The sequence below is a fragment of the Listeria goaensis genome, assembly GCF_900186125.1.
GTDB lineage: Bacteria > Bacillota > Bacilli > Lactobacillales > Listeriaceae > Listeria > Listeria goaensis.
In genome coordinates, this window is the sequence record NZ_FYBQ01000001.1 from 90,639 (window position 1) to 113,432 (window position 22,794).

The following is a 22,794-nucleotide window of genomic DNA, read 5'->3' on the forward strand; positions in this document are numbered from 1 at the left end:
ACAGACGGGAGGAGAAACATGGAAGCGAAAAAGATGGCAGTCATTAGGCAAACTGAAATTGCCGACCGCGTTTTTGAACTGGTTTTAGGCGGAGAAGACGTTTTAAAGATGCAACCGGGGCAATTTTTGATGATTAAACCGAACAGGCAAGACTTGCTTTTAAGGCGACCAATTAGTATTGCGGCGTACGATAAAGAGCGCAGCGAATGCACGTTAATTTACCGTGTTGAAGGGGACGGAACGCGGCAAATGGCACAGTTAGAAGCCGGGGACTCTGCTGACGTTTTAGGGCCACTTGGAAATGGGTTTTCAGTCAAGGAAGATTTAGCGGGCAAGCAGGTGCTGCTCGTTGGCGGGGGCATTGGCGTGCCTCCTTTATACCAGCTAGGAAAAGAACTACACGCGCTAGGCGCAGCGGTAACGTTTGTGAACGGTTTTTCGGCAAAAAAGGATATTTTTTACGAGGCGGAAATGGCCAAGTTCGGCGAGGTCCATATTAGTACGGTCGACGGAACATACGGAACACAAGGTTTTGTGACGGATATTACGAACCAGTTCGACTGGTCGCCTGATGCGGTTTTTAGTTGCGGTCCACGCGCGATGCTTCAGGCCGTTCAAACGAGCTTTCAAGAGGCCGAGGTTTACCTTTCGCTTGAAGAACGCATGGCTTGCGGGATTGGCGCTTGCTATGCTTGTGTCTGCAAAGGAAATGAAGCCGGAAAGCAATTTAAAGTCTGCCAAGATGGCCCCGTTTTTAACGCAAATGAGGTGAAATTATGAATCGCTTAGAAGTGAATATTCCCGGTTTAAACTTGAAAAATCCGATTATGCCAGCTTCTGGTTGTTTCGGTTTTGGACGCGAGTACGCGAATTTGTTTGATTTAAACAAACTCGGTGCGATTATGGTTAAGGCTTGTACGCCAGAGCCGCGTCTTGGCAATCCTACGCCGCGAATCGCGGAAACGCCTAGTGGCATGCTAAACGCCATCGGCTTGCAAAATCCCGGTTTAGATGCGGTGATGAACGAAGAACTGCCTTTCCTCGAACAATTTGATACGCCGATTATTGCCAACGTGGCGGGAGCAACAGAAGAAGATTATGTCACAGTTTGTGCGAAAATCGGTGATGCAAAAGCCGTCAAAGCGATTGAGCTGAACATTTCTTGTCCGAACGTCAAACACGGCGGCATTGCTTTTGGAACAGATCCAGAAGTGGCGCACAGATTGACGAAGGCGGTCAAAGAAGTGGCAACGGTGCCTGTTTATGTGAAACTTTCGCCAAATGTGACAGATATTAAGGCGATTGCCCAAGCGACTTCTGAAGCTGGCGCGGACGGCTTGACGATGATTAATACGCTGCTTGGCATGCGGCTTGATTTAAAAACGCGCAAGCCGATTATCGCAAATGGCACTGGTGGCTTGTCAGGCCCGGCGATTAAGCCAGTGGCAATTCGAATGATTCATGAAGTTCGCACAATCACACAACTCCCCATCATTGGGATGGGCGGCGTTCAAACGGTGGATGATGTGTTGGAATTTTTAATCGCTGGCGCGGACGCGGTCGCAGTCGGTACACTCAATTTTACGGATCCACATATTTGTCCAAAGCTGATTGATGCACTTCCTGCTCGCATGGACGAGCTTGGTATAAGCACGCTAGAAGACTTGAGGAAAGAAGGGGCAGGTAGATGACAAAACCAATTATTGCGCTAGATTTTAGTACAGCAGAACAAGTCGCAGGATTTTTGGGAAAAATAGCAGAAGAGAAATTAGCGCTAAAAGTAGGAATGGAGTTGTTCTATGCGACTGGCCCAGCCTTTGTCGAATCGCTTAAAGCGGAAGGGCACGAAGTTTTCCTTGATTTAAAGCTGCATGATATCCCAAACACGGTGGAACGCGCCATGGCGGTCATTGCACGGCTTGGTGTCGACATGGTGAACGTCCATGCTGCCGGCGGAAAACGCATGATGGAAGCCGCGCTTTCAGGACTTGTAAAAGGCAGCCAAGGTGGCAAACGCCCGAAACTGATTGCCGTGACGCAGCTTACGAGTACGAGTGAAGCAGACATGCAGCGTGACCAACAAATTCAGACGACACTTTTAGAGTCTGTCTTAAATTACAGTTCGCTCGCCTACGAATCAGGCCTTGACGGTGTGGTCTGCTCCGCGTTTGAAGCGCATGACATCAAAAAAATAACGCACCCAGACTTCTTATGTGTCACGCCCGGAATCCGCCTAGCAAACGCCGCATCTGATGACCAAAAGCGCATCGTCACACCAAGCGCGGCACGAGAGATGCAAGCGAGTGCCATTGTGGTTGGTCGTCCAATTACACAAGCAGAAAATCCACAAAAAGCATATGCGAAAATTGTAGAGGAGTGGGGAAAATGATGGAAAAAAACACGGCAGAAGCACTATTAAAAATAAAGGCTGTCTTTTTACAGCCAAGTGACCCGTTTACATGGGCATCAGGTATGAAGTCACCGATTTATTGTGATAATCGTCTAACACTAGGATTTCCAAAAGTGCGCAAAATGATTGCGATGCACTTAGCTGAAAAAATTAAAGCTGAATTTCCAGACTGTGAAGTTGTTGCAGGAACGGCAACAGCAGGTATTCCACATGCTGCATGGGTAAGCGATTTACTCAACTTGCCGATGGTATATGTTCGCGGTGAAGCAAAAAAACATGGTAAAGGCAACCAAATTGAAGGACCAATCGAGCCCGGTCAAAAAGTTGTCGTCATCGAAGACCTTATTTCAACTGGTGGAAGTTCGCTAAAAGCAGTAGAAGCCCTTGAAGCAGCCGGTTGCACTGTGCTCGGCATCGCCGCAATCTTTACATATGGCTTACCTGTTAGTGAAAAACGATTGCGCGAAGCACATATTAAACTCGTCACACTGACCAATTACGAAACACTAATTGATGTCGCAATTGAAGAAGGCTACGTCACAGAAAATGAGCGTCAAATTCTACAAGAATGGAATAAAAATCCAGAAGCATTTGGGAAATAAATAAGCATGGATCCAGTAAAAGCCATTTTTAAAATAGCTTTTACTGGATTCATGCTTATTTTTTATTTATGTCCTAAATCTTATACGATTGACAGGATTTTTGCTTCAATTTTCTTTTTTGCTTAAAAACAAAAATCTTAGGAGGGAATATTTTTATAAGCAAAAACTATCACAAAACATATGAAATCCATAAATATAGATATATAATAAAAAATTATTGCCTTTGAAAAATTGTCACAAAAAAAGAATGAAACTGGGAAATTTACACAAATGGGAATCTTTATTCTTTGTTATACTTTGATAAGAAAATACAAATGAACTTAATTTGAAGAAAAGTCATAAAAACTAAAGAGATGAAAAAAATTAAATTATACAGGGATATAATTAAAAAAAAGAAAGATAATCTGATATGTATAGTCTCTTAGTTAAAAATCACTAGAATTAAATCTAAAAATATAGTTCAGAATTTTCGGTAAAGGATGTGAATATCTTAAAAATAATAGTTTGATATTCAAAATCAATCTATAAAGTTATACTAATTAATTTTTAAAAAGGAGAAAAAATATGAATTTAAAACGAGTAGGTATCATTACACTTGCAACTGCTTTGGTTGCTCAAGCACCATTATATGTAAGCGCAGCAAAAGTAGGAGATTCTGAGAAAAAATCAGCAACATTAGAAAGTGATCAAACTTTATCTGCTACTAGTGATTTAACATTAACAGTCGGGGAACCTGTAACGAAAACTCTTCATGTTCAAGACCAAGCTTCAAGTAATAGTGAATGGGGAAGTTATGTTTCTGATGTGAAAGTGATTTTAACCGATATGGATGGAATTAATTATAAGGTAGTATACGGACCTAAAAGTGACGATGGGACTCATTATCAATATTTGGATGTAGTTCTTTCAGGGACTCCTACAAAAGCTGGTGCTGGGAGCTTTAGCCTAGAATATTATGATGGTGCTGGTAACGGTGGAGTATATCCATATACGGTGAATACACAGTCGACGACAACGGTGGAATATGTTGATCAGAATGGTACAAAGATTGCAGATGATACTGTTCAAAAAGGTGATTTGAATACGGCATATACGACAGAAGCAAAAATAATCGACGGCTACACCTTAGATGAAACAAAACTTCCTAGCAATCAAAATGGACAATTTGGTGAAACAAACCAAACTGTAACTTACACGTATACAAATAATCAAAATGCAGTAAATAAAGGAACAGTAGGTATTTCGTTTTATTCTGTAGATGGTAAATGTAAAGAGTTAGTGTCATCACTCAACTTATCATATGCATATCCAGATGGCGTACCAACAGATACTGTGACATTTGGTGATTTAGCAAAAGATGCCACATATAATGATTTAAGATCAGGAACATTAGACTCTGAAATATTATGGAGTGATGTGCTTAGTAATATGGTTGCATATATGAGTGGAGATATAGATGGAGCACAATTTGAAGCTGCTGTTGGGGCAAGTCCAGAAAAATTTGATTTAGATGGAATTGCTGCAAACTTCGAAGGATATGAATTTGATGAAGCCACTTATCAAGAAAATCTAAGTAAAATGGTTACTTTTGAACAAGATGGTGGTAATGTCAATTTACAAGTTCCATTTAAGAAAATAGCAGAAGTTCAAGCAGCAGCAGATGTGACCGTGAAATATGTGGACACAAAAGGAAATGAATTAGCACCAGCGGATACTTTAAGCGGAAATGTTGGCGCGGACTATACATCAGAAGCAAAAACAATTGCTGGTTGGTATTTAAAAGAAACACCTGCTAATGCAACAGGTACCTTCAGTGATAAAGCACAAACAGTCACTTATGTATATCAACAAATTGACAATTCTGTAAAAAGTGAAGTTACCATCAACTTTGTAGATAAAAATGGTAATAAAATTGCTCCTTCTGAAAAGATTTCCGGAGAACTTGGAACTCAGTATAAAGCTGTAGCGGAAGACATTCAAGGCTACAAACTGATTGCTCAAGATCCGGCTAATGCTTCTGGCGTATTCACAGAAGAACCACAAACAGTTAACTTCGTTTACGAAAAAGATGGTGTACCAGCAACGAATAACGGAACTGGCAACGGTCATAACAACTTGAATCAAAAGCAAACTAGTAAAATGGAACTTCCAAAAACTGGAGATACAAGTAGTCCACTTCTTATCTTGTTTGGTGGAGCACTCGTACTGGGCGCATTTGGTTTGTTCTTTAGAAGAAAACAAACGCAACGTTAATTTTAATTGATATAGATTCAACTTTTCTTATAAGCAAGAACATTTATTATCATTTGTCTAACCCATTGAAATGGGACAAGATGAGGAATCCCCCCTTAAGTTGTGCTTTTTATTGCACAGCCTAAGGGGGGATTTTACATATTTTTTATGAGCGATGCACTATAAACCTTTCAGATAAGAATAATTTTAAAATTTAATTTTGTTTTTTCCTAGATTCTACAGAGTTCTTAAAAATGCTGCTATTTCAAGAAATTTAGTACAAAAAGGATTGCTTTTACCTTGCCGGATTTGCCACAACAGTTGGAAGAGGCAGGTCAATTCCGCCAGCCACAAGTGCGGCCCGAATTTCTTTCAATAAATCGCGTTTTACATTGAATTGTTCACCGTTCACAGCTTTTCCAACAACACGAATAATCATGTTTGTTCCGTCTGAATTTTCCACGCCAAGCACAACCGGTGTTTCCACGATGTTTTTATTGTGCTCTTTCATTTCTGTACAAACTTGACCAATAATCTGCATCGCTTTTTCCGTATCGGCGGTTGGACTAATCGCCACATCAACAAGCACACGCATATTTCCGCGCGAATGGTTACTCACGACCATAATTTGGCGGTTTGGAATAAAGTGTAGCGTCCCGTCGAAATCGCGCACTTGCGTCGTTCTGAGCCCCAAGTTTTCCACAATCCCATTCACAGCATCAAGCGTAATATTATCACCAACATCAAGCTGACGTTCAAGCAAAATAAAGAATCCAGTCACTACATCGCTAACAAGCCCCTGTGCCCCAAAGGCAATCGCTAAACTTAGCACCCCGGCACCCGCAATAATTGCCGTCACGTCCATGAAATTTTGCAAAATCAAAATCGCAAAGGTGAAAAATAAAACGTAGCTGTAAACATTAAAAGTCAAGCCTTCAAGCGTGTCTGCCCGACCAGGCGAAACCGCTTGATTGGCGCGATATTTTTTGAAAAAACTTTTAATGATTTTCCGACCGACATAATTTAATACAAAATATAATACAATTAATAGGGCAACGCGTATCCCAATGGAAATAACATTCCCCCAGAAAGCATCCCAATCAATTGTGCTTAACCATTTTGAAAACTGATTCACGATATGTGTCACGTCCTTCATTCTAAATTCTAGTCCATTGTATCAAACGAAGCGCTATCCAGCAACGGAACACATTAAGTGTGAAAAAAAAGGTTGCATTTTTTTGTTTTAAAGAGTAAGATAGATTTGAAAAAGTTATTAAATATGCTTTCATGTTACTGTCACGAACAGGCATGGAGAGGTGAAGCTGGTTTTACTGCCGAGTTTTTGCACCCTCCGTGCCTTTTTTATGTCTATTACCAATTGGAAAAGAAAGCATGCTTAGGAGGAATGGATAATGTTTAAAAAAATGTTCAAAAAAGAGAAAGACGAAACGATTTTTGCACATGCAACAGGAACTTTTGTCGCTCTTAACGAAGTACCAGATCCAGTGTTTAGCCAAAAAATGATGGGTGAAGGTATTGCCATTAAACCAACTGATGGCACGATTGTAGCACCTGCTGATGGAGAAATTATTCAGCTTGCTGACACAAAACATGCTTTTGGAATTCGCACAGAACTTGGTCAAGAAATTCTTGTTCACATCGGTCTTGAAACGGTTGCTTTAAAAGGCGAAGGTTTTGAAGTGCTCACGCAAATGGGTGCAAAAGTGAAAAAAGGCGACGCGCTCATTAAAGCCGATTTAGATTTCATTGAGAAAAATGCGAGCAGTACAATCATTCCAATGGTTGTGACAAACAGTGCAGAAGATAAATTTGATTTCGACTGGAAAGCTGTAACCAACACAATTGCTGGCGAAACAGAAGTGTTTGTTTCAAAATTAAAATAAGTTTTGAGTGAGGGAGTTACGGCTCCCTTGCTTAAAAATTGCGATAAGAGGGGGAGCCAACATGAAGATTATTCGGATATTAAATAATAATGCGGTGGTCGTTCGTGATGGTGACCAAGAAAAAGTCGCAATTGGTGGTGGCATCGCGTTTAATAAAAAACGCAATGATATTATCTCGCCAAGTAAAATTGAAAAAATGTTTGTCATGCAAGAAGAAGCGGAACATTTTCAAGAACTATTAAATCGTATCAACGAAGAATATTTTGCTATCTCTGAAGAAATTATTTCATATGCAGAAGCCACTTTAGGCGGAAAGCTAAGCGAGCACATTCATATCGCGTTAACAGACCATCTTGCCTTTTCCATTGAAAGAATAAAAGAAGGCATTATTTTGCAAAATAAACTTTTGAATGAAATTAAAGTATTATATGAAGCAGAATTTAAGATAGGTTTATGGGCGATTAATCATGTGAAAGAACGCTTTGGTCTTGATATGCCAATTGATGAGGCGGCTTATATTGCACTGCACATTCATACCGCAAAAATAGGCTCAGGCGACATTCATGAAAGTGTACGCCAAGCCACAATTATTTCTAGCATGGTTGAAACGATTACGACAGAACTTAACGTCTCCCTTTCAGGCCAAGATATTGCCTATGAGCGACTTATCACACATCTTCGTTTTGTTTTAAACCGTGTAGAGAAAAAAGAATTACATACGATGGACGATGAAATGCTAAACATGATTAAGTCCAAATTTGAATTTAGTTTTAATACCGCGAAGAAGGTTGCACTTCTCTTGCAAAGAGATTACAAAAAAGCCTTGCCTGATGCGGAATTAGGATATATTGCCCTTCACATTGAAAGACTTAGGAGTTTTTGGGGAAATTAAACTTATTTAGGAGGAATAAAGATGGATGTATTAAAAAGATTCGCGATTGGCGCTGTGTACCCAATTGTTGCCCTTATTATTATGGGTATTTTCTGGGTAGCGAGCCAAACTGGAATGGACGCAATGAAATCCATTTATGATGGTCTTGTGCTCATGTTCCCATTAATTGTTTCGATGGGTATCGCAATCGGAATGTCGAAAGATCAAAGCGGAGCAGCAGCCCTTGCAGGTGCTGTCGGTTGGTTAGTTTACGGAGCCGTTATTGTATCGCTAAACTATCCAAAAGATGGAGTCTTTACAACAACGGAATTTTCAGCGAATTTCAACTTCTTCAGTGGAATTTACATGGGAATAACAGCAGGCGTTTTATACAATAAATTTTATAATATTCGTTTGCCAGAATGGCTCGCCTTTTTCGGTGGACGTCGTTTTGTTCCGATTATAACATCTGTTGTAGCCTTATTCATTGGCGCATTCGTTGCGGCAATATTCTAAACATATCGAAAAAATGAAATGGAGGAAATGAAATGTTAGGTGGATTGCAAAAAATCGGAAAAGCGCTCATGCTGCCAATTGCCGTATTGCCAGCAGCAGGCCTTTTAAACCGACTAGGAGCAGATGATGTATTCAATGTACCATTCATCCACTCAGGGGGAGCAGCACTATTCACGTTCTTATCTTTACTATTTGCCATCGGGATTTCCATCGGTCTATCTCGTGATAATAGCGGAGCAGCCGGCTTAAATGGCGCGCTCGTATTCTTTATTTTAAACTTTGGTGTTATCGGTGTAAATGAAAGCATCAACATGGGCGTTTTTGCTGGTTTCATCGCCGGATTAACCGCACCAATTTTGTACAATTACTTATATGATAAAAAGTTTTTTGGAAATCAAAATTTTGTTGATGGTCGCCACGTAGCGATTCTCGTAAATGCAATTGCAGCACTTGCTTTAGTTGCTCTATTTGGTTGGGCTTGGCCAACGATTCAAGATGGTCTTGACGCTGTTAACGGCTGGATTACAAGCGCTGGTGCATTTGGTGCGGGAGTATTTGGCGTACTGAACCGCGCATTAATTCCAACTGGGCTCCATCACGTTTTAAACACATATTTATGGTTTGGTTACGGTGACTTTATTGATGCCGCAGGCCAAATGGTACACGGGGATATTAACCGCTTCTTCGCAGGCGATCCAACAGCTGGAACGTTCCAAGTAGGTTTCTTCCCAATCATGATGTTCGGTCTTCCAGGCGCTGCGCTTGCGATGTACCTCACTTCGAAAAAGAAAAACCGCAAAGAAGTCGGCGGGATGATGTTCTCGCTTGCTTTCACCGCGTTTCTAACTGGGATTACCGAGCCAATCGAGTTCACGTTCATGTTCATCGCACCGTTCCTATACGGAATTCACGCTATTTTAACGGGTGTGTCGATGTTTATTACAAACCTTCTCGGAATAAAACTTGGTTTCACATTTAGCGCCGGGGCAATCGATTTCGCCTTAAACTTTACGAAGGGCCATAATGCATGGCAGCTCATCCCAATTGGGCTCATCTTCACACTCATTTATTTCGTCCTCTTCTATTTCGTCATCAAGAAATTCAATTTGAAGACGCCAGGACGTGAAGATGAAACGGAAGAAGAATTAGCAGCAGAAATGCCAAATGCAAGCGTTCAAACGGCCGCAGCAGCAGTCGGTTCTACGGAAGCAGAAATGCCAGTTGGCGGTAAAGTCGATAAATACGAAGAAATGGCACGTGGCTACTTAGGCGGCCTAGGCGGACCAGACAATCTCGTGAAAGTTGACAACTGTACAACTCGTTTACGTTTACAAGTGAAAGATTCGGATTTACTCAACGAACCAGCGCTTAAAAAATCAGGCGCCCGCGGTGTCGTTAAACTTAATAAAGAAAATGTTCAAATTATCGTCGGCGCAGACGTTGAATTCGTCGCAGATAAATTGCATGACATTACTGGGAAATAATCTAAAGAGCGAGAATTAATTCTCGCTCTTTTTTACTTGAAAAGCCTAATCAAATTGGCGATAATGAAGAAAGAATGGAGTGGATAAATTTGTTAGAAGTCATTGTTCAAAATGCCGAAGATGCAAAACGCGCGGAACAGTTTGGCGCTGACCGAATGGAAGTTGTTTCGGCGATTAGTGAAGGCGGACTCACACCAAGTTACGGAGCCATTTCTGAAATTGTTAAAAATTCGAAGTTAGAAGCGATGATGATGATTCGGCCACACAGTTTTTCTTTTACATATGATGATGCAGACATTCGCGCCATGAAACGCGATATCGAAGTCGCAAAAGAAGTGGGCACAACAGGAATTGTATTCGGTGCTTTAACCAAAGAAGGGAAGATTGATACGGCATTACTTGAAAAAGTGATTAGCTGGAAAGGTGACTTAAAACTTACTTTTCACCGGGCGCTAGAGGACGCGTCTGACATCGAGGAAGCCTATCATGTGCTCCGCGGATACGGCGAAGAGATTGACCAAATTTTGACGTCTGGAGGCACAAATAGCGCGCTTGATTCGATTCCACGCCTGAAAAGATGGATAGCAGATAGTAAAAATGCACCGAATTCATTCCGCATACTTGTCGGAAGCGGCGTATCGAGTGAAAATATTGCACAATTTCAGGAAGCTTTGAACCATACGGATTATCACGTTGGAAGCGGTGCCCGAAAAGACAGTAGTTTCGCAAATTCCCTCGACAAAGAAAAAATCACAAAATTACAACAAGCCATTCATTCCCTCTAAATGTAAGCCAAATAAAATATGCTCTGAAAAGCCGCCAATTTTGGTGGCTTTTTAGCTATCTAATTCGCGCAAGATAAGCTATAATAGACCAAGGAATATACGGAAAAGGTGGCAAAAATTGTGCAAAATTTAATTGGCAAAAGCCAAATGATGACAGTGAAAGAAGTTAAACAAGACGGTTTTCTTTTAGAAAAAGAAGGCGAACTCGTTTTATTAAAAAAAGGAAATAGCCAAAACCTAGACCTCGCGGTAGGCGACGACATTCAGGTTTTTGTTTACATCGATTATGACCACGAAGTTACGGCAACCACGACAATACCAAAAGTCCAAGTGGGGCATTACGGCTTTGGAACCATCACAAATGTTCGAAAAGATTTAGGCGTTTTCGTCGATATCGGCATCGAAAAAGATATCGTCGTTTCCATGGACGACATGCCCGCACTTACGCACCTCTGGCCGAAAAAAGGCGACCGCTTAATGCTCTCTCTTCGGGTGGATGAAAAGCATCGGATTTGGGGCGAGCTTGGTTCGGAAACCGAATATAAAGCCATTTCAAGACGTGCAAAAGAAGATATGTTCAACCAAAATGTATCCGGTACGGTCTATAAGCTCCTAAAAATCAGTTCATTTGTGCTGACGGACAACTATGCAATCGGCTTCATTCACGAAAGCGAACGCACGAGCGAACCACGACTTGGTGAATACGTAAAGGCGCGCGTCATTGCCGTAAAACCAGATGGCACGTTAAATCTTTCCTTGCGCGGCCGGGTCCATGAAGTGCTCAGTGACGACGCCGAAATGATTTTGACCTATTTAAACAGTGTCGGCGGCGAAATGCCATTTGGCGATAAATCAGATCCCGACGCCATTCGCGCTAAATTCGGCATCAGCAAAGCCCAGTTCAAACGCGCAATCGGCACACTAATGAAAGCACGCAAAGTCACACAAGAAGACGGACTCACAACGAAATTAAATACAGCACCGCCTGAATCCGACTAAAGTTGTAGACACGCTTACAGCTATAGCGGTTTGTCCCATTAAGCGGAGTTTTCTATAATGAACCTATTAACGGCTTGATTTAGACAAAAAAAGGAGGTGTTCGTCATGAAAAAATTCGAAAGTTCCACGCTTTTTATTGGTCTTATTATCGTCATTGTTGGAATTGGTTTAGAAGTTTTATTTAAATGGCAACTTTTAATCATGCTTGCCATCGGTATTTTCTTACTATTTTCTTCGCGCAAGACTGATTTAACAAAGCGGAAGCAACGCAATCGTTTGTTTTTAGCAGCCGTATTTATTTTAATAGCCATTCTTCTCACTTCTACGTTTAAAGTAGGGTTAGTGATTGTTGGAATCTTTGCGATTTTTCATTACATTGGTCGTAAACGAGCGCCAGAACTACTTATGCTTGAAACAAGTGAGCCTGAATCAAAAACGGATAAGACGAACCATTTCATTCGCAATCAGTGGTTCGGCAATCAGCGTGTGTTAGATGTTGTATATGAATGGGAAGATATTAATGTGCAAACTGGAATCGGTGATACGATAATTGATCTCGGGAACACCGTTTTACCTACAGGAGAAAGCATTATTATGATTCGTGGTATATCCGGGAAAATTCGGTTGCTTGTTCCATTTGATATTGGCATTTGCCTAGAGCACTCAGCTATTTTCGGTAAATTACAATATGATAAGCAAAGTACAATGATGCAAAATAATACGGTCAAGATTTACTCGGATAATTATGATCGTTCAGCACGTAAAATTAAAATCGTCACATCCGTTGTGTTTGGAGATTTAGAGGTGATTCGTCTATGACTTATACGAAGACCCAAATGGCGCTTTGTTCAGCTCTATTACTTGGGGCTACGCTTGTCGGAACGCTCATTTACTATTTCGCAAGTAATTTAAGTTGGTATGAGCTCTTATTTCAATCTAAAATCCTATATTTACCTTACGTTGTTTTTGTACCACTAACGGCTGTTTCAGCAGGTGTAATTATCGGGGCTGTTTCTGGGTATGTTATTAAACAGAAATTTGAAGGCATCGATTTTGCAATTCGCCTACTTGAACAAGGGGATTTAGAAAAGAAAGTTCACGATGAAGATGAAGAAAATTTTGTTGAAGTACAGCAAGTGTACAAACAAATCGATCAGCTACGCGAAAAAATGAAATCCCAAACGCTCTTAACGCAAAAAATAGCAAGCGAAAAAGCAGAAACAAGCGGTGAAACAAAAGAAGCGATTCTGTCAGAAGAACGTCACCGTATCGCGCGTGAATTGCACGATTCTGTCAGCCAGCAATTGTTTGCCGCCATGATGCTTTTATCAGCGCTGAATGAACAAGTTGAGAACAATGCTTCTCCCGTTTTGCAGAAACAATTAAAAATGGTAGAATCAATAGTAAATGAATCTCAATCTGAAATGCGTGCGCTACTCTTGCATTTACGTCCAACGCAACTAGAAGGAAAGTCGCTCAAAAAAGGTATGGAACAGCTTCTAAAAGAGCTAACAACCAAACTGCCAATTAAAGTGGAGTGGCAAATTGAAGATATTAAATTGCAAAAAGGAATTGAAGATCATTTGTTCCGTATTGTACAAGAATTACTCTCCAACACGCTACGTCATTCAAAAGCGGAATTGCTTGAAGTTCGTTTTGTTTTCATTGATAATTTAGCCGTTTTAAAAGTCGTAGATGACGGAATCGGTTTTGACATGAATAATGTGCCCCAAGGCTCATACGGCTTACAAAATATGCGTGAACGTGTCGCTGAATTTGGCGGGGTCATTAAAATAATTAGTTTTCCCAAAAAGGGAACAAGTGTAGAGATTAAAATTCCGTTAGTGGCGGAGAAGGAAGTGGACGACGAATGATAAAAGTTTTATTAGTAGACGATCATGAGATGGTACGCATTGGCGTATCTGCTTATTTATCTGTCCAAGATGATATGGAAGTCGTAGGCGAAGCAGAAAATGGTCTTGAAGGCGTAAAAATGGCAATGGACCTGCGCCCCGACATTATTTTAATGGATTTAGTCATGGAAGAAATGGACGGAATCGAAGCAACAAAAGAAATTATGCAACAATGGAAAGAAGCGAAAATCATCATCGTCACAAGTTTTATTGATGATGAAAAAGTGTATCCTGCACTGGAAGCTGGTGCGAGTAGCTACATGCTGAAAACATCGACAGCAAGTGAAATTGCTGATGCCATTCGCGCTACATACGGCGGGGATTCTGTGCTCGAACCTGAAGTGACCGGGAAAATGATGCAACGACTAACCGCAAAACCAGAAAAGAACTTGCATGATGATTTAACAAATCGCGAAAATGAAATTTTACTTTTAATCGCAGAAGGAAAATCAAATCAAGAAATTGCCGATGAGCTTTTCATTACACTCAAAACCGTAAAAACACACGTCAGCAATATTTTATCGAAACTAGACGTGCAGGACCGGACTCAAGCAGCGATTTATGCTTTTAAACATGATTTGGTTAAAAATCAAGGATAGAGAGGCGTTTTTAGAATGAAAGAAGGATTTGCAGTTATCGGCCTCGGCCGTTTTGGTGGAAGTATTTGCCGCTCTCTTATAGAGCAGGGAATGGAAGTACTCGCGATTGATTCGAGTGAAGAGCGCGTCAATGAATATATGTCGATTGCAACCCATGCGGTTATTGCGAATTCAACAGACGAAAACGCGCTTCGTCAGCTTGGCATTCGAAATTTTGAACACGTCATTGTGTCAATCGGTGAAGATATTCAGTCGAGTATTTTAACAACCCTCATTTTAAAAGAAATGGGCGTTAAATTCGTGACAGCAAAAGCTACTAGTGACAAACATGCCAAATTGCTCGATAAAATTGGAGCTGACCGAGTCGTTCACCCAGAACGCGACATGGGACGACGAATTGCCCACTACATCGTATCAAAAAACATGCTCGACTACTTGGAACTTTCCGATGAATACAGTCTTGTAGAAATTGCTGTGTCCGATCCAAGATTCCTCGGAAAAAGCTTACAAGAACTCGATTTCCGAAATGAATACGGCGTCAATATCGTCGGTATCAAACGCGACAAACAAATGATTATCACACCAGAAGCGCAGGCTGCTTTACACGATGGCGACATTCTTATCGTAATCGGTTCTGATGATGATATTGAACGTCTACAAGAAAAAATCCAATAGAAAAACGAGTGGAAATTTCCACTCGTTTTTTTTATACTTCCATAATGATTGGTAAAATCATTGGACGACGTTTTGTTTTTTCATATAGGAATGGTTGTAGTGTGTCGGTAATTTCATTTTTAATTTCCGACCATTGCGTCGTTTTACGTCCCATAACTTTATTTAAATGTTTTTTAAGCAAGTCTTGTGCTTCGCCAATTAAATTTCCTGATTCGCGCATATAAATGAATCCGCGGGAAATGATATCTGGTCCAGCCATTACTCTTGAGTTTTTCATATCAATTGAAACGACCACAGTAACAAGACCTTCTTCAGATAAAATGCGACGATCGCGCAAGACGATATTTCCAATATCACCAATTCCGCTGCCATCGATGTAGACGTTTGCTGCTTGAATTTTACCTGCCACATGGGCGGAATCACTTGTTAGCGCAAGCACATCACCATTGCCGCAAATAAAGCTGTTTTCAAGTGGCACATCGCACTCTGCTGCTGATTCAGCATGGATTTTTTGCATTCTATATTCCCCGTGAATCGGCATAAAATATTTTGGTTTCATCAAACGAAGCATTAGTTTTTGTTCTTGTTGGCCGCCGTGTCCAGAAGTATGAATGTTGTTTACTTTTCCGTGAATAACTTCTGCGCCTGCTTGATAAAGCAAGTTAATTGTACGGTTGACGCTAATTGTGTTTCCCGGAATCGGGGACGAGGAGAAGACAACCGTATCGCCTGGTTGAATTTGAATTTGACGGTGCGTCCCGTTTGCGATTCGCGAAAGTGCCGCCATTGGTTCCCCTTGACTTCCTGTACAAAGAATCGTTAACTCATTTGCTGGAATACGATTGATTTGGTTAGCTTCAACAAAAGTATCTTTCGGCGCTTTAATATAGCCAAGTTCACGACCAATCTCAATCGCCGACTCCATACTCCGACCGAAAACAGCGATTTTCCGTCCCGTTTCAAGTGAAGATTCCACAACTTGTTGCAAACGATAAATGTTGGAAGCAAATGTGGCGAAGATAATCCGACCAGGTACATCACGGAAGATGTTTTTAATACTTTCCCCAACAACGCGTTCACTCATCGTAAAGTTCGGAACTTCAGCGTTTGTGCTATCTGACAAAAGACATAACACGCCTTCTTTTCCAATTTCAGCCATTTTAGTTAAGTTAGCAGGCTCGCCAACCGGTGTGAAATCAAATTTGAAATCACCAGTGTGCACAATATTACCAGAAGGTGTTTTAACGACAACACCGTACGTATCCGGAATACTATGCGTTGTTCCGAAAAATGAAACGCTCGTTTTTCTAAATTTAAATACATCGTCTTCTTCAAACTCATAAATTTTAGCTTGACGAAGTAAACCATGTTCTTCTAATTTATTGCGAATAAGAGCGCTCGCTAGTTTCCCGGCATAAATGGGAATGTTAATTTGGCGAAGTAAATAGGGCACACCACCAATGTGATCTTCGTGACCATGCGTAATAAAAAGCCCTTTAATTTTATCTTTATTTTTCACTAAATAAGTGTAGTCAGGAATGACATAATCAATCCCTAATAGCTCATCTTCTGGAAACTTAATTCCAGCGTCAATCAAAATAATTTCATCTTGAAATTGTACGCCATACGTATTTTTACCGATTTCACCAAGTCCACCCAAGGCGAAAACAGCCGTTTCATTATTTTTTACAAATTTCATAAAATCTTACTTCTTCCAGAGCGAAAAGCCCGGTTGTCCTTCTTCATACGCTAAATGCTTGTCACTCAAACCTTCGATAAATTCGATGTGGAAAGGTTCATTTTTTAAATTTTGGCGTACTTCAACTTCATCATTTGCGTCCATGTATAAAGTTTGTGTTTTCTCTCTAACAGGTGTTTCAGTACTTGTTTCCTGATAAAATACTTTAAAAATCATTTTTTTCTCTCCTTAGTTATAAAAAATTAAAAAAAGTCAGCTTGTAAACTCTACAAGTCCTAAACTTTGATTTTAGTGTTTGCGGATATTAATTTGTAGGCATGGAAAAAGACAAAAGTAAAGTAGCACAGCAGGACAAGCTAATCCTATCTGCGTGCATCATAAAGTGTCATGTAAGGTTTTAATTAACATACCATCATTCCACGAATTTAAAACAAATTTGTGGGATGTGAACGTCATTAAAAACTCCTTTTTCCAAATGTATTTCAAGATTCTTTTTCTCCGAACAATATCCTTGCTTTCTAATATACCATAAAATGACATAAATGCTACTAGAATATGCCTTATTTTCGTAAAAAAGCTGTTTTTAGATGGATTTTCCCACTTTTTAAATGAATTTGTTATACTAAAGTAGAAGTCTAAGTACTGAGGAGTATGTCTAAATGAGTAAAATTGTATTTTTTGATGTAGATGGCACACTTGTGAATGAAGCAAAAGAAATTCCAGCTTCCACAAAAGAAGCCGTTCAAAAGCTTCAAGAAAAAGGCATTTTTGTGGCCATTGCAACAGGAAGAGCACCGTTTATGCTAGATGAAATTGCAAGAGAATTAAATATTCAATCCTTTGTCAGTTACAATGGACAATATGTTATTTTTGAAGGAGAAGTCATTTATAAAAATCCGCTCCCACAAGAATCCCTTGAACGCTTAATTACAGTTGCAACTGAACGAGAAAATCCAATCGTATTTTCAGCAAGCGATTCACTTCGAGTAAATTTACCTAATCACCCTGGTGTAGCAGAAGGCATGTCATCTATTAAACGTGAATATCCAAGAGTAGATGCCAACTATTATAAGGGACGCAACATTTATCAATGCCTCCTTTTCTGCGCCGAAAAAGATGATGATTTTTACGCGGAAAATTTCCCGCAGTATCGTTTCTTACGCTGGCACGACGTTTCCGTTGATGTTTGTCCAGCGAACGGATCAAAAGCAAAAGGCATTCGTGAGTTAATTAAAAAGCTCGGGTTTAAAATGGAGGACACATACGCATTTGGTGACGGCCTTAATGATATTGATATGTTAAAAGAAGTTGGGTGCGGCGTTGCAATGGGAAATGGGCGAGATGAAGTCAAAGCTGTAGCAGATTACGTCACAGATTCAGTCGAAGAAGATGGCATTATGAAGGCACTTCAACATCTTGGGATTCTGTAGGAAAATTCTATTAATTTGAATAATATTAAGATAGCGATAAGTCAAAAGACCTGTTTTGTGGAAAAACGGGTCTTTTTTTTGGTGAAATATGTATGGTTTTATTCTTATTTACGTAAAATATGTTGTAAAAGTCATGTGACAGGTGTACTATATTAGATGTTGCTTTTATGCTGTAAAGCAGTTAATAAATATAAAGGAGTGTTAATATGAGTGAACAAAAAGGGCGTAAGCCATTTGTTCCTTATATCCCTGCATCGAAATCACTTCCAGAACTTACGGTTACATCTATCGTTCTAGGTATCATTCTTGCCATTCTATTTGGCGCAGCAAATGCTTATTTAGGATTAAAGGTAGGTCTAACAGTATCGGCATCTATTCCAGCCGCAGTTATTTCGATGGGGATATTACGAGGTATTTTTAAGCGGGATTCCATTTTAGAAAATAATATTGTACAAACAATGACAACAGCCGGCGAAGCCTTAGGTGCAGGAGCGGTATTTACGATTCCGGCGCTATTCTTAATGGGTGTTGAAATTAAGCAAATTATGTTGATATTCATCGTTCTTGTCGGGGGATTCCTTGGCGTATTCATGATGGTTCCACTTAGAAGAATGCTCATTGTAAATGAACATGAGACTCTTCCATACCCAGAAGGAACAGCTTGTGCAGAAGTTTTAAAATCTGGTGAAACAGGTGGCTCACAAGCAAAATTAGTCGCACTTGGCTTTTTAGCAGGCGGTAGCGTAAAAATACTTACAGACGGCTTTAAACTTTTTAAAAGTGAAATCCAAGTCGGCGTTTATAAATTTCAAGAAGCCTTCATTGGAACTCAAATTTATCCAGCGTTAGTCGGTGTCGGCTTTATTATCGGCCCTAAAATTGCTGGTCAAATGGTAGCTGGTGGCCTTATGGCTTCATTAGTTTTAGTACCTTCCATCGCCTTTTTCGGGGGAGAGAGTGCGCAAATTATCTTTCCTGCAAGTGAAGCACTTAAAAATCTTGATGCAGCAGGAATTTGGGATAATTACATAAGATATATTGGCGCAGGGGCAGTTGCGGCAGGTGGACTGATTACACTTGTCAAAACTTTACCAGCCATTATTCAAACTTTACGCAGCACAATGAAAAGTATGAACAAAAATAAAGGTGGAAAAATGCTTGAATTAGAACGTACAGATAAAGATATTCCAATGAAATGGGTTATCATATGTATTGCAATTCTACTCGTCATTATCGCCTTTGATCCATTCACAAATGTAGGGATTATTGGTGCGCTTGCCATCGGTATTTTCGGCTTTTTATTTGTAACAGTTGCTTCTCGTATTGTAGGGATTGTCGGAAGTTCTTCTTCACCAGTTTCTGGTATGACAATTGCAACATTACTTATTGTTGCGCTCGTTTATAAAGCTTTTGGTTATCACGGTGATGAAGGAATCATATTAACCTTAACCGTTGCGGCTATCGTCTGCTCAGCGCTTGCTGTTGCAGGAGATATTTCTCAGGATTTAAAAACAGGTTATTTAGTTGGTGGAACTCCTTGGAAACAACAAGTCGCAATGATGATAGGTGTACTTGCTAGTGGTCTTGTTATGGGATATATCTTAACCTTACTTGACAATGCTTATGGCATGGGTTCGGCTGAATTGCCAGCTCCAAAAGCAATGCTTATGAAAATTCTTGCAGAAGGAATTTTAAATGGCAATTTACCGTGGACGCTTATATTCATCGGCGTTTCAATTGCGATTGTCATTGAATTTTTAGGCATGAATTCACTCGTATTTGCAGTAGGCCTATACTTGCCACTAAACATTAGTGCAACCGTTATGTTCGGTGGCTTCGTACGAATGATTGTAAATGCAGTTATTAAGCATAAAAAAGAAAAAGATACAGAAGGAAAAGGCGCAGAAAGAATTGAGCGTGGGACATTGTTCGCATCCGGTTTAATTGCCGGTGAATCGCTACTCGGCGTTATTATCGCTTTCATCATTTCGATTAACGCAAACATCATTCCAACAGAAGTGCTCATTCAAAATCAGTGGTTACCATTTATCGTCTTTATAATCATCTGTACACTTCTTTATATTTCAACCGTTCCACGTTCTAAAAAAGCAAAATAGGAGGGACATTTTGTGGCAAAAGAAAAAGTGAATTTGCTCCATCAAATTCCGGTTTTAAAAGATAAATTGCAAGTCACGAAAGAAGGCGATAAAGCGTATTTACTTGTGGCACGAAATAACCCTATTGAAAAAATAGCAGTCCGCTTTTTTAAACAAAAAGCCTTTCGTAAAATTCAATTAGATGCAGAAGGCGAATTTATTTTAAGCCGCATTGACGGGCAAAAAAACGTGTTTGAGCTTGAAGCAGAGTTTAATGAAACCTTCGGTAATGAAGATGAAATGAGCCTATCACGCTTAGTCCGCTTCCTGCAAATTGTTGAATCATACGGTTGGCTAAAATGGAGAAAAGCTTAACCTAAGCTGGGAATGTTAAAACATTCCCAGCTTTTTTTTGACAGATACGAAAAACTATGGCATTAATTAAGAAAAAGCTTTTGGAGGGAATAGAATGGATCTACTAGTTTTTGACTTCGGTGGTACAAGTGTAAAAGGCGGCGTCTGGCATAATAATGCGCTCGAAGACACTTTTTCATTTCCAACACCTAAAACTTGGGACAAAATGAAAGCGTTATTAAAAAAGGAACTTGAAAGTCGGCAAAATAAATTTTCGTTTTCAGGCGTCGCAATTAGTGCCCCGGGCGTTGTATTAAACGAACAAGGGATTATCGATGGCATTAGTGCTATTCCGTATATTCACCACTTTCCAATCAAAGAAGAATTAAAAAAGCTATTCGAATTGCCAGTAGAAATGATTAACGACGCGAATGCGGCCGGAATGGCGGAAGCAATTTGTGGGGCAGCGAAAGGTTTACCGAACGTCCTATTTCTAATTCTCGGAACTGGGGTTGGTGGTGTTTTCATTCAAAACGGTCAGCTGTACACAGGAAAACATGGCTATGCTGGCGAATACGGCATGATGTTTTTAGAAGGCGATAAAACCTTTAGTGAACTCGGGACGGTTGTCCGCATTGTAGAACGCTATAGTAAGCGAACAGGAGAAGAAGAGGGCTCGTTAAGCGGAGAAATTATTTTTAAACGTGCAGAAGACGGAGACACAGTCGCACAAGAAGAAATCAAGAAGTTTTACCACACGCTTGCGCTTGGCATTTTTAACTTGCAAGTTGCCCTCGACCCAGACTGCATCGTTCTAGGCGGTGGGATTTCGTCGCGCCAAGCTTTTCTTACTGAAATGAAGCAAACAATGGACGCTTTTTTGGAAGAAAAGGAGTGGGGCTACTTTGCGCCAGAACTCAGACAATGCGAGTTCCAAAATCAAGCCAACCTAATTGGAGCGGCAGAATACTTCAAAAGCCAAATTTCAGGCTGATATTTCAAAAAGGCACAGCTCTCATTTTAGAGCTGTGCCTTTTTAAATTCATATTATAACGGCGTATTTTGGTTGAGGAAGGCCAGTTCGTCGTTGAAAAAGAGCGGGGCAGTGCCCAGTTTTTCTAAAAGATGTATCACGCGATGCTCATCCAGCTGGATGCAACTTGCGATGGCGCTTTTGAAATTCGGAAGATGTGCCATTAAATAGTGGTCATGCTCTTTTGTTTTGACATAGACGTTCTGAGCGGCAAGAAGGCGTACAAAATCGGCTGTTTGGATATGCGGCACATCGACGGGTGTAATCAGGCAATTTTCCCCGTGTAACATGCGCGAAACGCTATAAAGGCCACCAAGCGGGCCGTAATCAGCAAGTTCTGGCTCATCGACAACCAGTTTAATTCTTTCGTTTTGAGAAAAAAGGGTGTTCATCTTACCCAATTGTTTTTCCTGAATGGAAATATAAATCAGTGAGACGACGGGCGTTAGTTTGGCTACAAGTTCCTCCACCCACGTTTTCGTTTTACCTTCCGGGACATAGAACGCCTTGTCACAGCCAAAGCGCGTCGAATTCCCACCAGCTAAAATTATGGCAACACTAGGCGTCTTTTTCAAGGTGACCATCCTTTAAAATCACAATTTCGTTCGTCATTTTTTGCGCTTCAAAACGGTAATGCGTCACAAAAATGACAGGTAAATTGAAATCCGTAGCCATATTTTGAACAAGGTCCATACAAAGGTGGCGCGTATCCTCATCAAGCCCATTAAACGGTTCATCAAGCAGGAGCAGGTTCGGGTTAATGATCATTGCGCGCGCCATCGCCACACGCTGTTTTTCGCCCCCAGAAAGCTTTTGAACGGAAGAATAAAGCAAGTGTGAAATTTGCAAGTAATCGCCGATGTGGCGAACTTGGCGTTCGATTGCTGCTGTATCTTTTCGCTTAGCTTTATTCATTTTAAGCCCAAAAGAAATATTGTCGTACACGTTCATATTGGGAAAGAGCGCTAAATTTTGAAACAAGTAGCCTACTTTTCGTTCTGCTGTCGGCAAATGAAGGGCAATAGACGTGTCGTCGAAAGCGATATCCTCAAACTGGATAATGCCAGAATCAATTCGCTTCAAGCCGCTTATACATTGAAATAGCGTTGATTTCCCGGCACCGCTCGCTCCCATAATCGCGGTGATTTTATTCCCAAAAGTATAATCCACTTTTAAATCATGAAAAGGCATT

The 22,794-nt window shown here is 40.4% G+C and carries 24 protein-coding genes; 19 read left to right on the forward strand and 5 right to left on the reverse strand.

Annotated elements, in window-relative coordinates:
* The first annotated feature begins 18 nt into the window (after positions 1 to 18).
* The 5 genes from CFT42_RS00465 (at position 19) to CFT42_RS00485 (ending at position 5,265) form a co-directional block, all read left to right on the forward strand.
* Positions 19 to 780: a dihydroorotate dehydrogenase electron transfer subunit gene (locus tag CFT42_RS00465; protein WP_088815138.1), complete on the forward strand. Its 762-nt coding sequence runs from the start codon at positions 19 to 21 to the stop codon at positions 778 to 780.
* Complete coding sequence (locus tag CFT42_RS00470) at positions 777 to 1,691, forward strand: dihydroorotate dehydrogenase (RefSeq protein WP_088808640.1); 915 nt, start codon at positions 777 to 779, stop codon at positions 1,689 to 1,691. Before CFT42_RS00465 ends, CFT42_RS00470 begins: the two co-directional genes overlap by 4 nt.
* Positions 1,688 to 2,389 carry an orotidine-5'-phosphate decarboxylase gene (pyrF, locus tag CFT42_RS00475; protein ID WP_088808641.1) on the forward strand — a complete coding sequence of 234 codons (702 nt, stop codon included), beginning with the start codon at positions 1,688 to 1,690 and terminating at the stop codon, positions 2,387 to 2,389. The genes CFT42_RS00470 and pyrF overlap by 4 nt, the downstream gene beginning before the upstream one ends.
* Complete coding sequence (gene pyrE, locus CFT42_RS00480) at positions 2,386 to 3,012, forward strand: orotate phosphoribosyltransferase (protein ID WP_088815139.1); 627 nt, start codon at positions 2,386 to 2,388, stop codon at positions 3,010 to 3,012. The genes pyrF and pyrE overlap by 4 nt, the downstream gene beginning before the upstream one ends.
* Before the next feature lie 564 nt (positions 3,013 to 3,576).
* Positions 3,577 to 5,265 (forward strand): MucBP domain-containing protein, encoded by a 1,689-nt coding sequence (locus tag CFT42_RS00485; protein ID WP_088815140.1) that lies wholly within the window; start codon positions 3,577 to 3,579, stop codon positions 5,263 to 5,265.
* 274 nt (positions 5,266 to 5,539) lie between these two features.
* Here CFT42_RS00485 and CFT42_RS00490 read toward each other — a convergent pair whose 3' ends face one another.
* On the reverse strand, positions 5,540 to 6,400 hold the full coding sequence (locus tag CFT42_RS00490) for a mechanosensitive ion channel family protein (protein WP_179946362.1): 861 nt from the start codon (positions 6,398 to 6,400) through the stop codon (positions 5,540 to 5,542).
* Between the two features lie 256 nt (positions 6,401 to 6,656).
* On the opposite strand from CFT42_RS00490, the gene CFT42_RS00495 reads away from it, so the two are divergent.
* The 10 genes from CFT42_RS00495 (at position 6,657) to CFT42_RS00540 (ending at position 14,990) form a co-directional block, all read left to right on the forward strand.
* The gene (locus CFT42_RS00495; protein WP_088808645.1) at positions 6,657 to 7,148 is read left to right on the forward strand and encodes a PTS sugar transporter subunit IIA; all 492 of its coding nucleotides are present in this window, start codon (positions 6,657 to 6,659) and stop codon (positions 7,146 to 7,148) included.
* Between the two features lie 61 nt (positions 7,149 to 7,209).
* On the forward strand, positions 7,210 to 8,040 hold the full coding sequence (locus CFT42_RS00500) for a PRD domain-containing protein (RefSeq protein WP_088808646.1): 831 nt from the start codon (positions 7,210 to 7,212) through the stop codon (positions 8,038 to 8,040).
* A 21-nt stretch (positions 8,041 to 8,061) separates the two neighbouring features.
* Positions 8,062 to 8,535 carry a PTS transporter subunit EIIC gene (locus tag CFT42_RS00505; RefSeq protein ID WP_088808647.1) on the forward strand — a complete coding sequence of 158 codons (474 nt, stop codon included), beginning with the start codon at positions 8,062 to 8,064 and terminating at the stop codon, positions 8,533 to 8,535.
* Between the two features lie 32 nt (positions 8,536 to 8,567).
* Positions 8,568 to 10,019 carry a PTS transporter subunit EIIC gene (locus tag CFT42_RS00510; RefSeq protein ID WP_088808648.1) on the forward strand — a complete coding sequence of 484 codons (1,452 nt, stop codon included), beginning with the start codon at positions 8,568 to 8,570 and terminating at the stop codon, positions 10,017 to 10,019.
* Positions 10,020 to 10,108: 89 nt separating this feature from the next.
* Positions 10,109 to 10,804: a copper homeostasis protein CutC gene (locus tag CFT42_RS00515; protein ID WP_088815141.1), complete on the forward strand. Its 696-nt coding sequence runs from the start codon at positions 10,109 to 10,111 to the stop codon at positions 10,802 to 10,804.
* Positions 10,805 to 10,924: 120 nt separating this feature from the next.
* Entirely contained in the window at positions 10,925 to 11,803 is an 879-nt protein-coding gene (locus tag CFT42_RS00520; protein ID WP_088815142.1) for a CvfB family protein, read from the forward strand.
* A 105-nt stretch (positions 11,804 to 11,908) separates the two neighbouring features.
* Positions 11,909 to 12,622 carry a cell wall-active antibiotics response protein LiaF gene (gene liaF / locus CFT42_RS00525; RefSeq protein ID WP_088808651.1) on the forward strand — a complete coding sequence of 238 codons (714 nt, stop codon included), beginning with the start codon at positions 11,909 to 11,911 and terminating at the stop codon, positions 12,620 to 12,622.
* Positions 12,619 to 13,677: a sensor histidine kinase gene (locus CFT42_RS00530; RefSeq protein WP_088808652.1), complete on the forward strand. Its 1,059-nt coding sequence runs from the start codon at positions 12,619 to 12,621 to the stop codon at positions 13,675 to 13,677. The genes liaF and CFT42_RS00530 overlap by 4 nt, the downstream gene beginning before the upstream one ends.
* Positions 13,674 to 14,315, forward strand: a complete 642-nt coding sequence (locus CFT42_RS00535) for a response regulator (protein WP_088808653.1) — start codon at positions 13,674 to 13,676, stop codon at positions 14,313 to 14,315. The genes CFT42_RS00530 and CFT42_RS00535 overlap by 4 nt, the downstream gene beginning before the upstream one ends.
* 15 nt (positions 14,316 to 14,330) lie before the next feature.
* Positions 14,331 to 14,990 (forward strand): potassium channel family protein, encoded by a 660-nt coding sequence (locus CFT42_RS00540; RefSeq protein ID WP_088808654.1) that lies wholly within the window; start codon positions 14,331 to 14,333, stop codon positions 14,988 to 14,990.
* A 31-nt stretch (positions 14,991 to 15,021) separates the two neighbouring features.
* Here the strand turns inward: CFT42_RS00540 and rnjA are convergent, their stop codons facing one another.
* Both rnjA and CFT42_RS00550 read right to left on the reverse strand, forming a co-directional pair.
* Complete coding sequence (gene rnjA / locus CFT42_RS00545) at positions 15,022 to 16,689, reverse strand: ribonuclease J1 (RefSeq protein ID WP_088808655.1); 1,668 nt, start codon at positions 16,687 to 16,689, stop codon at positions 15,022 to 15,024.
* Positions 16,690 to 16,695: 6 nt separating this feature from the next.
* The gene (locus CFT42_RS00550) at positions 16,696 to 16,905 is read right to left on the reverse strand and encodes a DNA-dependent RNA polymerase subunit epsilon (RefSeq protein WP_088808656.1); all 210 of its coding nucleotides are present in this window, start codon (positions 16,903 to 16,905) and stop codon (positions 16,696 to 16,698) included.
* 443 nt (positions 16,906 to 17,348) lie between these two features.
* Between CFT42_RS00550 and CFT42_RS00555 the strand changes: the two genes are divergently transcribed.
* The 4 genes from CFT42_RS00555 (at position 17,349) to CFT42_RS00570 (ending at position 21,563) form a co-directional block, all read left to right on the forward strand.
* Positions 17,349 to 18,119 carry a Cof-type HAD-IIB family hydrolase gene (locus tag CFT42_RS00555; protein ID WP_088815143.1) on the forward strand — a complete coding sequence of 257 codons (771 nt, stop codon included), beginning with the start codon at positions 17,349 to 17,351 and terminating at the stop codon, positions 18,117 to 18,119.
* A 206-nt stretch (positions 18,120 to 18,325) separates the two neighbouring features.
* Complete coding sequence (locus CFT42_RS00560; protein ID WP_088808658.1) at positions 18,326 to 20,236, forward strand: OPT family oligopeptide transporter; 1,911 nt, start codon at positions 18,326 to 18,328, stop codon at positions 20,234 to 20,236.
* Positions 20,237 to 20,248: 12 nt separating this feature from the next.
* Positions 20,249 to 20,590 carry a PqqD family protein gene (locus CFT42_RS00565; RefSeq protein ID WP_088815144.1) on the forward strand — a complete coding sequence of 114 codons (342 nt, stop codon included), beginning with the start codon at positions 20,249 to 20,251 and terminating at the stop codon, positions 20,588 to 20,590.
* 94 nt (positions 20,591 to 20,684) lie between these two features.
* The gene (locus tag CFT42_RS00570; protein ID WP_088815145.1) at positions 20,685 to 21,563 is read left to right on the forward strand and encodes an ROK family protein; all 879 of its coding nucleotides are present in this window, start codon (positions 20,685 to 20,687) and stop codon (positions 21,561 to 21,563) included.
* A 53-nt stretch (positions 21,564 to 21,616) separates the two neighbouring features.
* Here the strand turns inward: CFT42_RS00570 and CFT42_RS00575 are convergent, their stop codons facing one another.
* Positions 21,617 to 22,186: a molybdenum cofactor guanylyltransferase gene (locus CFT42_RS00575; RefSeq protein WP_244169911.1), complete on the reverse strand. Its 570-nt coding sequence runs from the start codon at positions 22,184 to 22,186 to the stop codon at positions 21,617 to 21,619.
* The gene (locus tag CFT42_RS00580; RefSeq protein WP_088809060.1) at positions 22,161 to 22,793 is read right to left on the reverse strand and encodes an ATP-binding cassette domain-containing protein; all 633 of its coding nucleotides are present in this window, start codon (positions 22,791 to 22,793) and stop codon (positions 22,161 to 22,163) included. Before CFT42_RS00580 ends, CFT42_RS00575 begins: the two co-directional genes overlap by 26 nt.
* Position 22,794 lies beyond the last annotated feature (1 nt).

Excerpts from the sequence above, each read along its gene's own strand:
- CFT42_RS00465 (WP_088815138.1), top strand. The coding sequence starts at position 19 with ATGGAAGCGAAAAAGATGGCAGTCATTAGGCAAACTGAAATTGCCGAC.
- CFT42_RS00470 (WP_088808640.1), top strand. The coding sequence starts at position 777 with ATGAATCGCTTAGAAGTGAATATTCCCGGTTTAAACTTGAAAAATCCG.
- pyrF (WP_088808641.1), top strand. The coding sequence starts at position 1,688 with ATGACAAAACCAATTATTGCGCTAGATTTTAGTACAGCAGAACAAGTC.
- pyrE (WP_088815139.1), top strand. The coding sequence starts at position 2,386 with ATGATGGAAAAAAACACGGCAGAAGCACTATTAAAAATAAAGGCTGTC.
- CFT42_RS00485 (WP_088815140.1), top strand. The coding sequence starts at position 3,577 with ATGAATTTAAAACGAGTAGGTATCATTACACTTGCAACTGCTTTGGTT.
- CFT42_RS00490 (WP_179946362.1), bottom strand. The coding sequence starts at position 6,400 with ATGAAGGACGTGACACATATCGTGAATCAGTTTTCAAAATGGTTAAGC.
- CFT42_RS00495 (WP_088808645.1), top strand. The coding sequence starts at position 6,657 with ATGTTTAAAAAAATGTTCAAAAAAGAGAAAGACGAAACGATTTTTGCA.
- CFT42_RS00500 (WP_088808646.1), top strand. The coding sequence starts at position 7,210 with ATGAAGATTATTCGGATATTAAATAATAATGCGGTGGTCGTTCGTGAT.
- CFT42_RS00505 (WP_088808647.1), top strand. The coding sequence starts at position 8,062 with ATGGATGTATTAAAAAGATTCGCGATTGGCGCTGTGTACCCAATTGTT.
- CFT42_RS00510 (WP_088808648.1), top strand. The coding sequence starts at position 8,568 with ATGTTAGGTGGATTGCAAAAAATCGGAAAAGCGCTCATGCTGCCAATT.
- liaF (WP_088808651.1), top strand. The coding sequence starts at position 11,909 with ATGAAAAAATTCGAAAGTTCCACGCTTTTTATTGGTCTTATTATCGTC.
- CFT42_RS00530 (WP_088808652.1), top strand. The coding sequence starts at position 12,619 with ATGACTTATACGAAGACCCAAATGGCGCTTTGTTCAGCTCTATTACTT.
- CFT42_RS00535 (WP_088808653.1), top strand. The coding sequence starts at position 13,674 with ATGATAAAAGTTTTATTAGTAGACGATCATGAGATGGTACGCATTGGC.
- CFT42_RS00540 (WP_088808654.1), top strand. The coding sequence starts at position 14,331 with ATGAAAGAAGGATTTGCAGTTATCGGCCTCGGCCGTTTTGGTGGAAGT.
- rnjA (WP_088808655.1), bottom strand. The coding sequence starts at position 16,689 with ATGAAATTTGTAAAAAATAATGAAACGGCTGTTTTCGCCTTGGGTGGA.
- CFT42_RS00550 (WP_088808656.1), bottom strand. The coding sequence starts at position 16,905 with ATGATTTTTAAAGTATTTTATCAGGAAACAAGTACTGAAACACCTGTT.
- CFT42_RS00555 (WP_088815143.1), top strand. The coding sequence starts at position 17,349 with ATGAGTAAAATTGTATTTTTTGATGTAGATGGCACACTTGTGAATGAA.
- CFT42_RS00560 (WP_088808658.1), top strand. The coding sequence starts at position 18,326 with ATGAGTGAACAAAAAGGGCGTAAGCCATTTGTTCCTTATATCCCTGCA.
- CFT42_RS00570 (WP_088815145.1), top strand. The coding sequence starts at position 20,685 with ATGGATCTACTAGTTTTTGACTTCGGTGGTACAAGTGTAAAAGGCGGC.
- CFT42_RS00575 (WP_244169911.1), bottom strand. The coding sequence starts at position 22,186 with ATGGTCACCTTGAAAAAGACGCCTAGTGTTGCCATAATTTTAGCTGGT.
- CFT42_RS00580 (WP_088809060.1), bottom strand. The coding sequence starts at position 22,793 with ATGCCTTTTCATGATTTAAAAGTGGATTATACTTTTGGGAATAAAATC.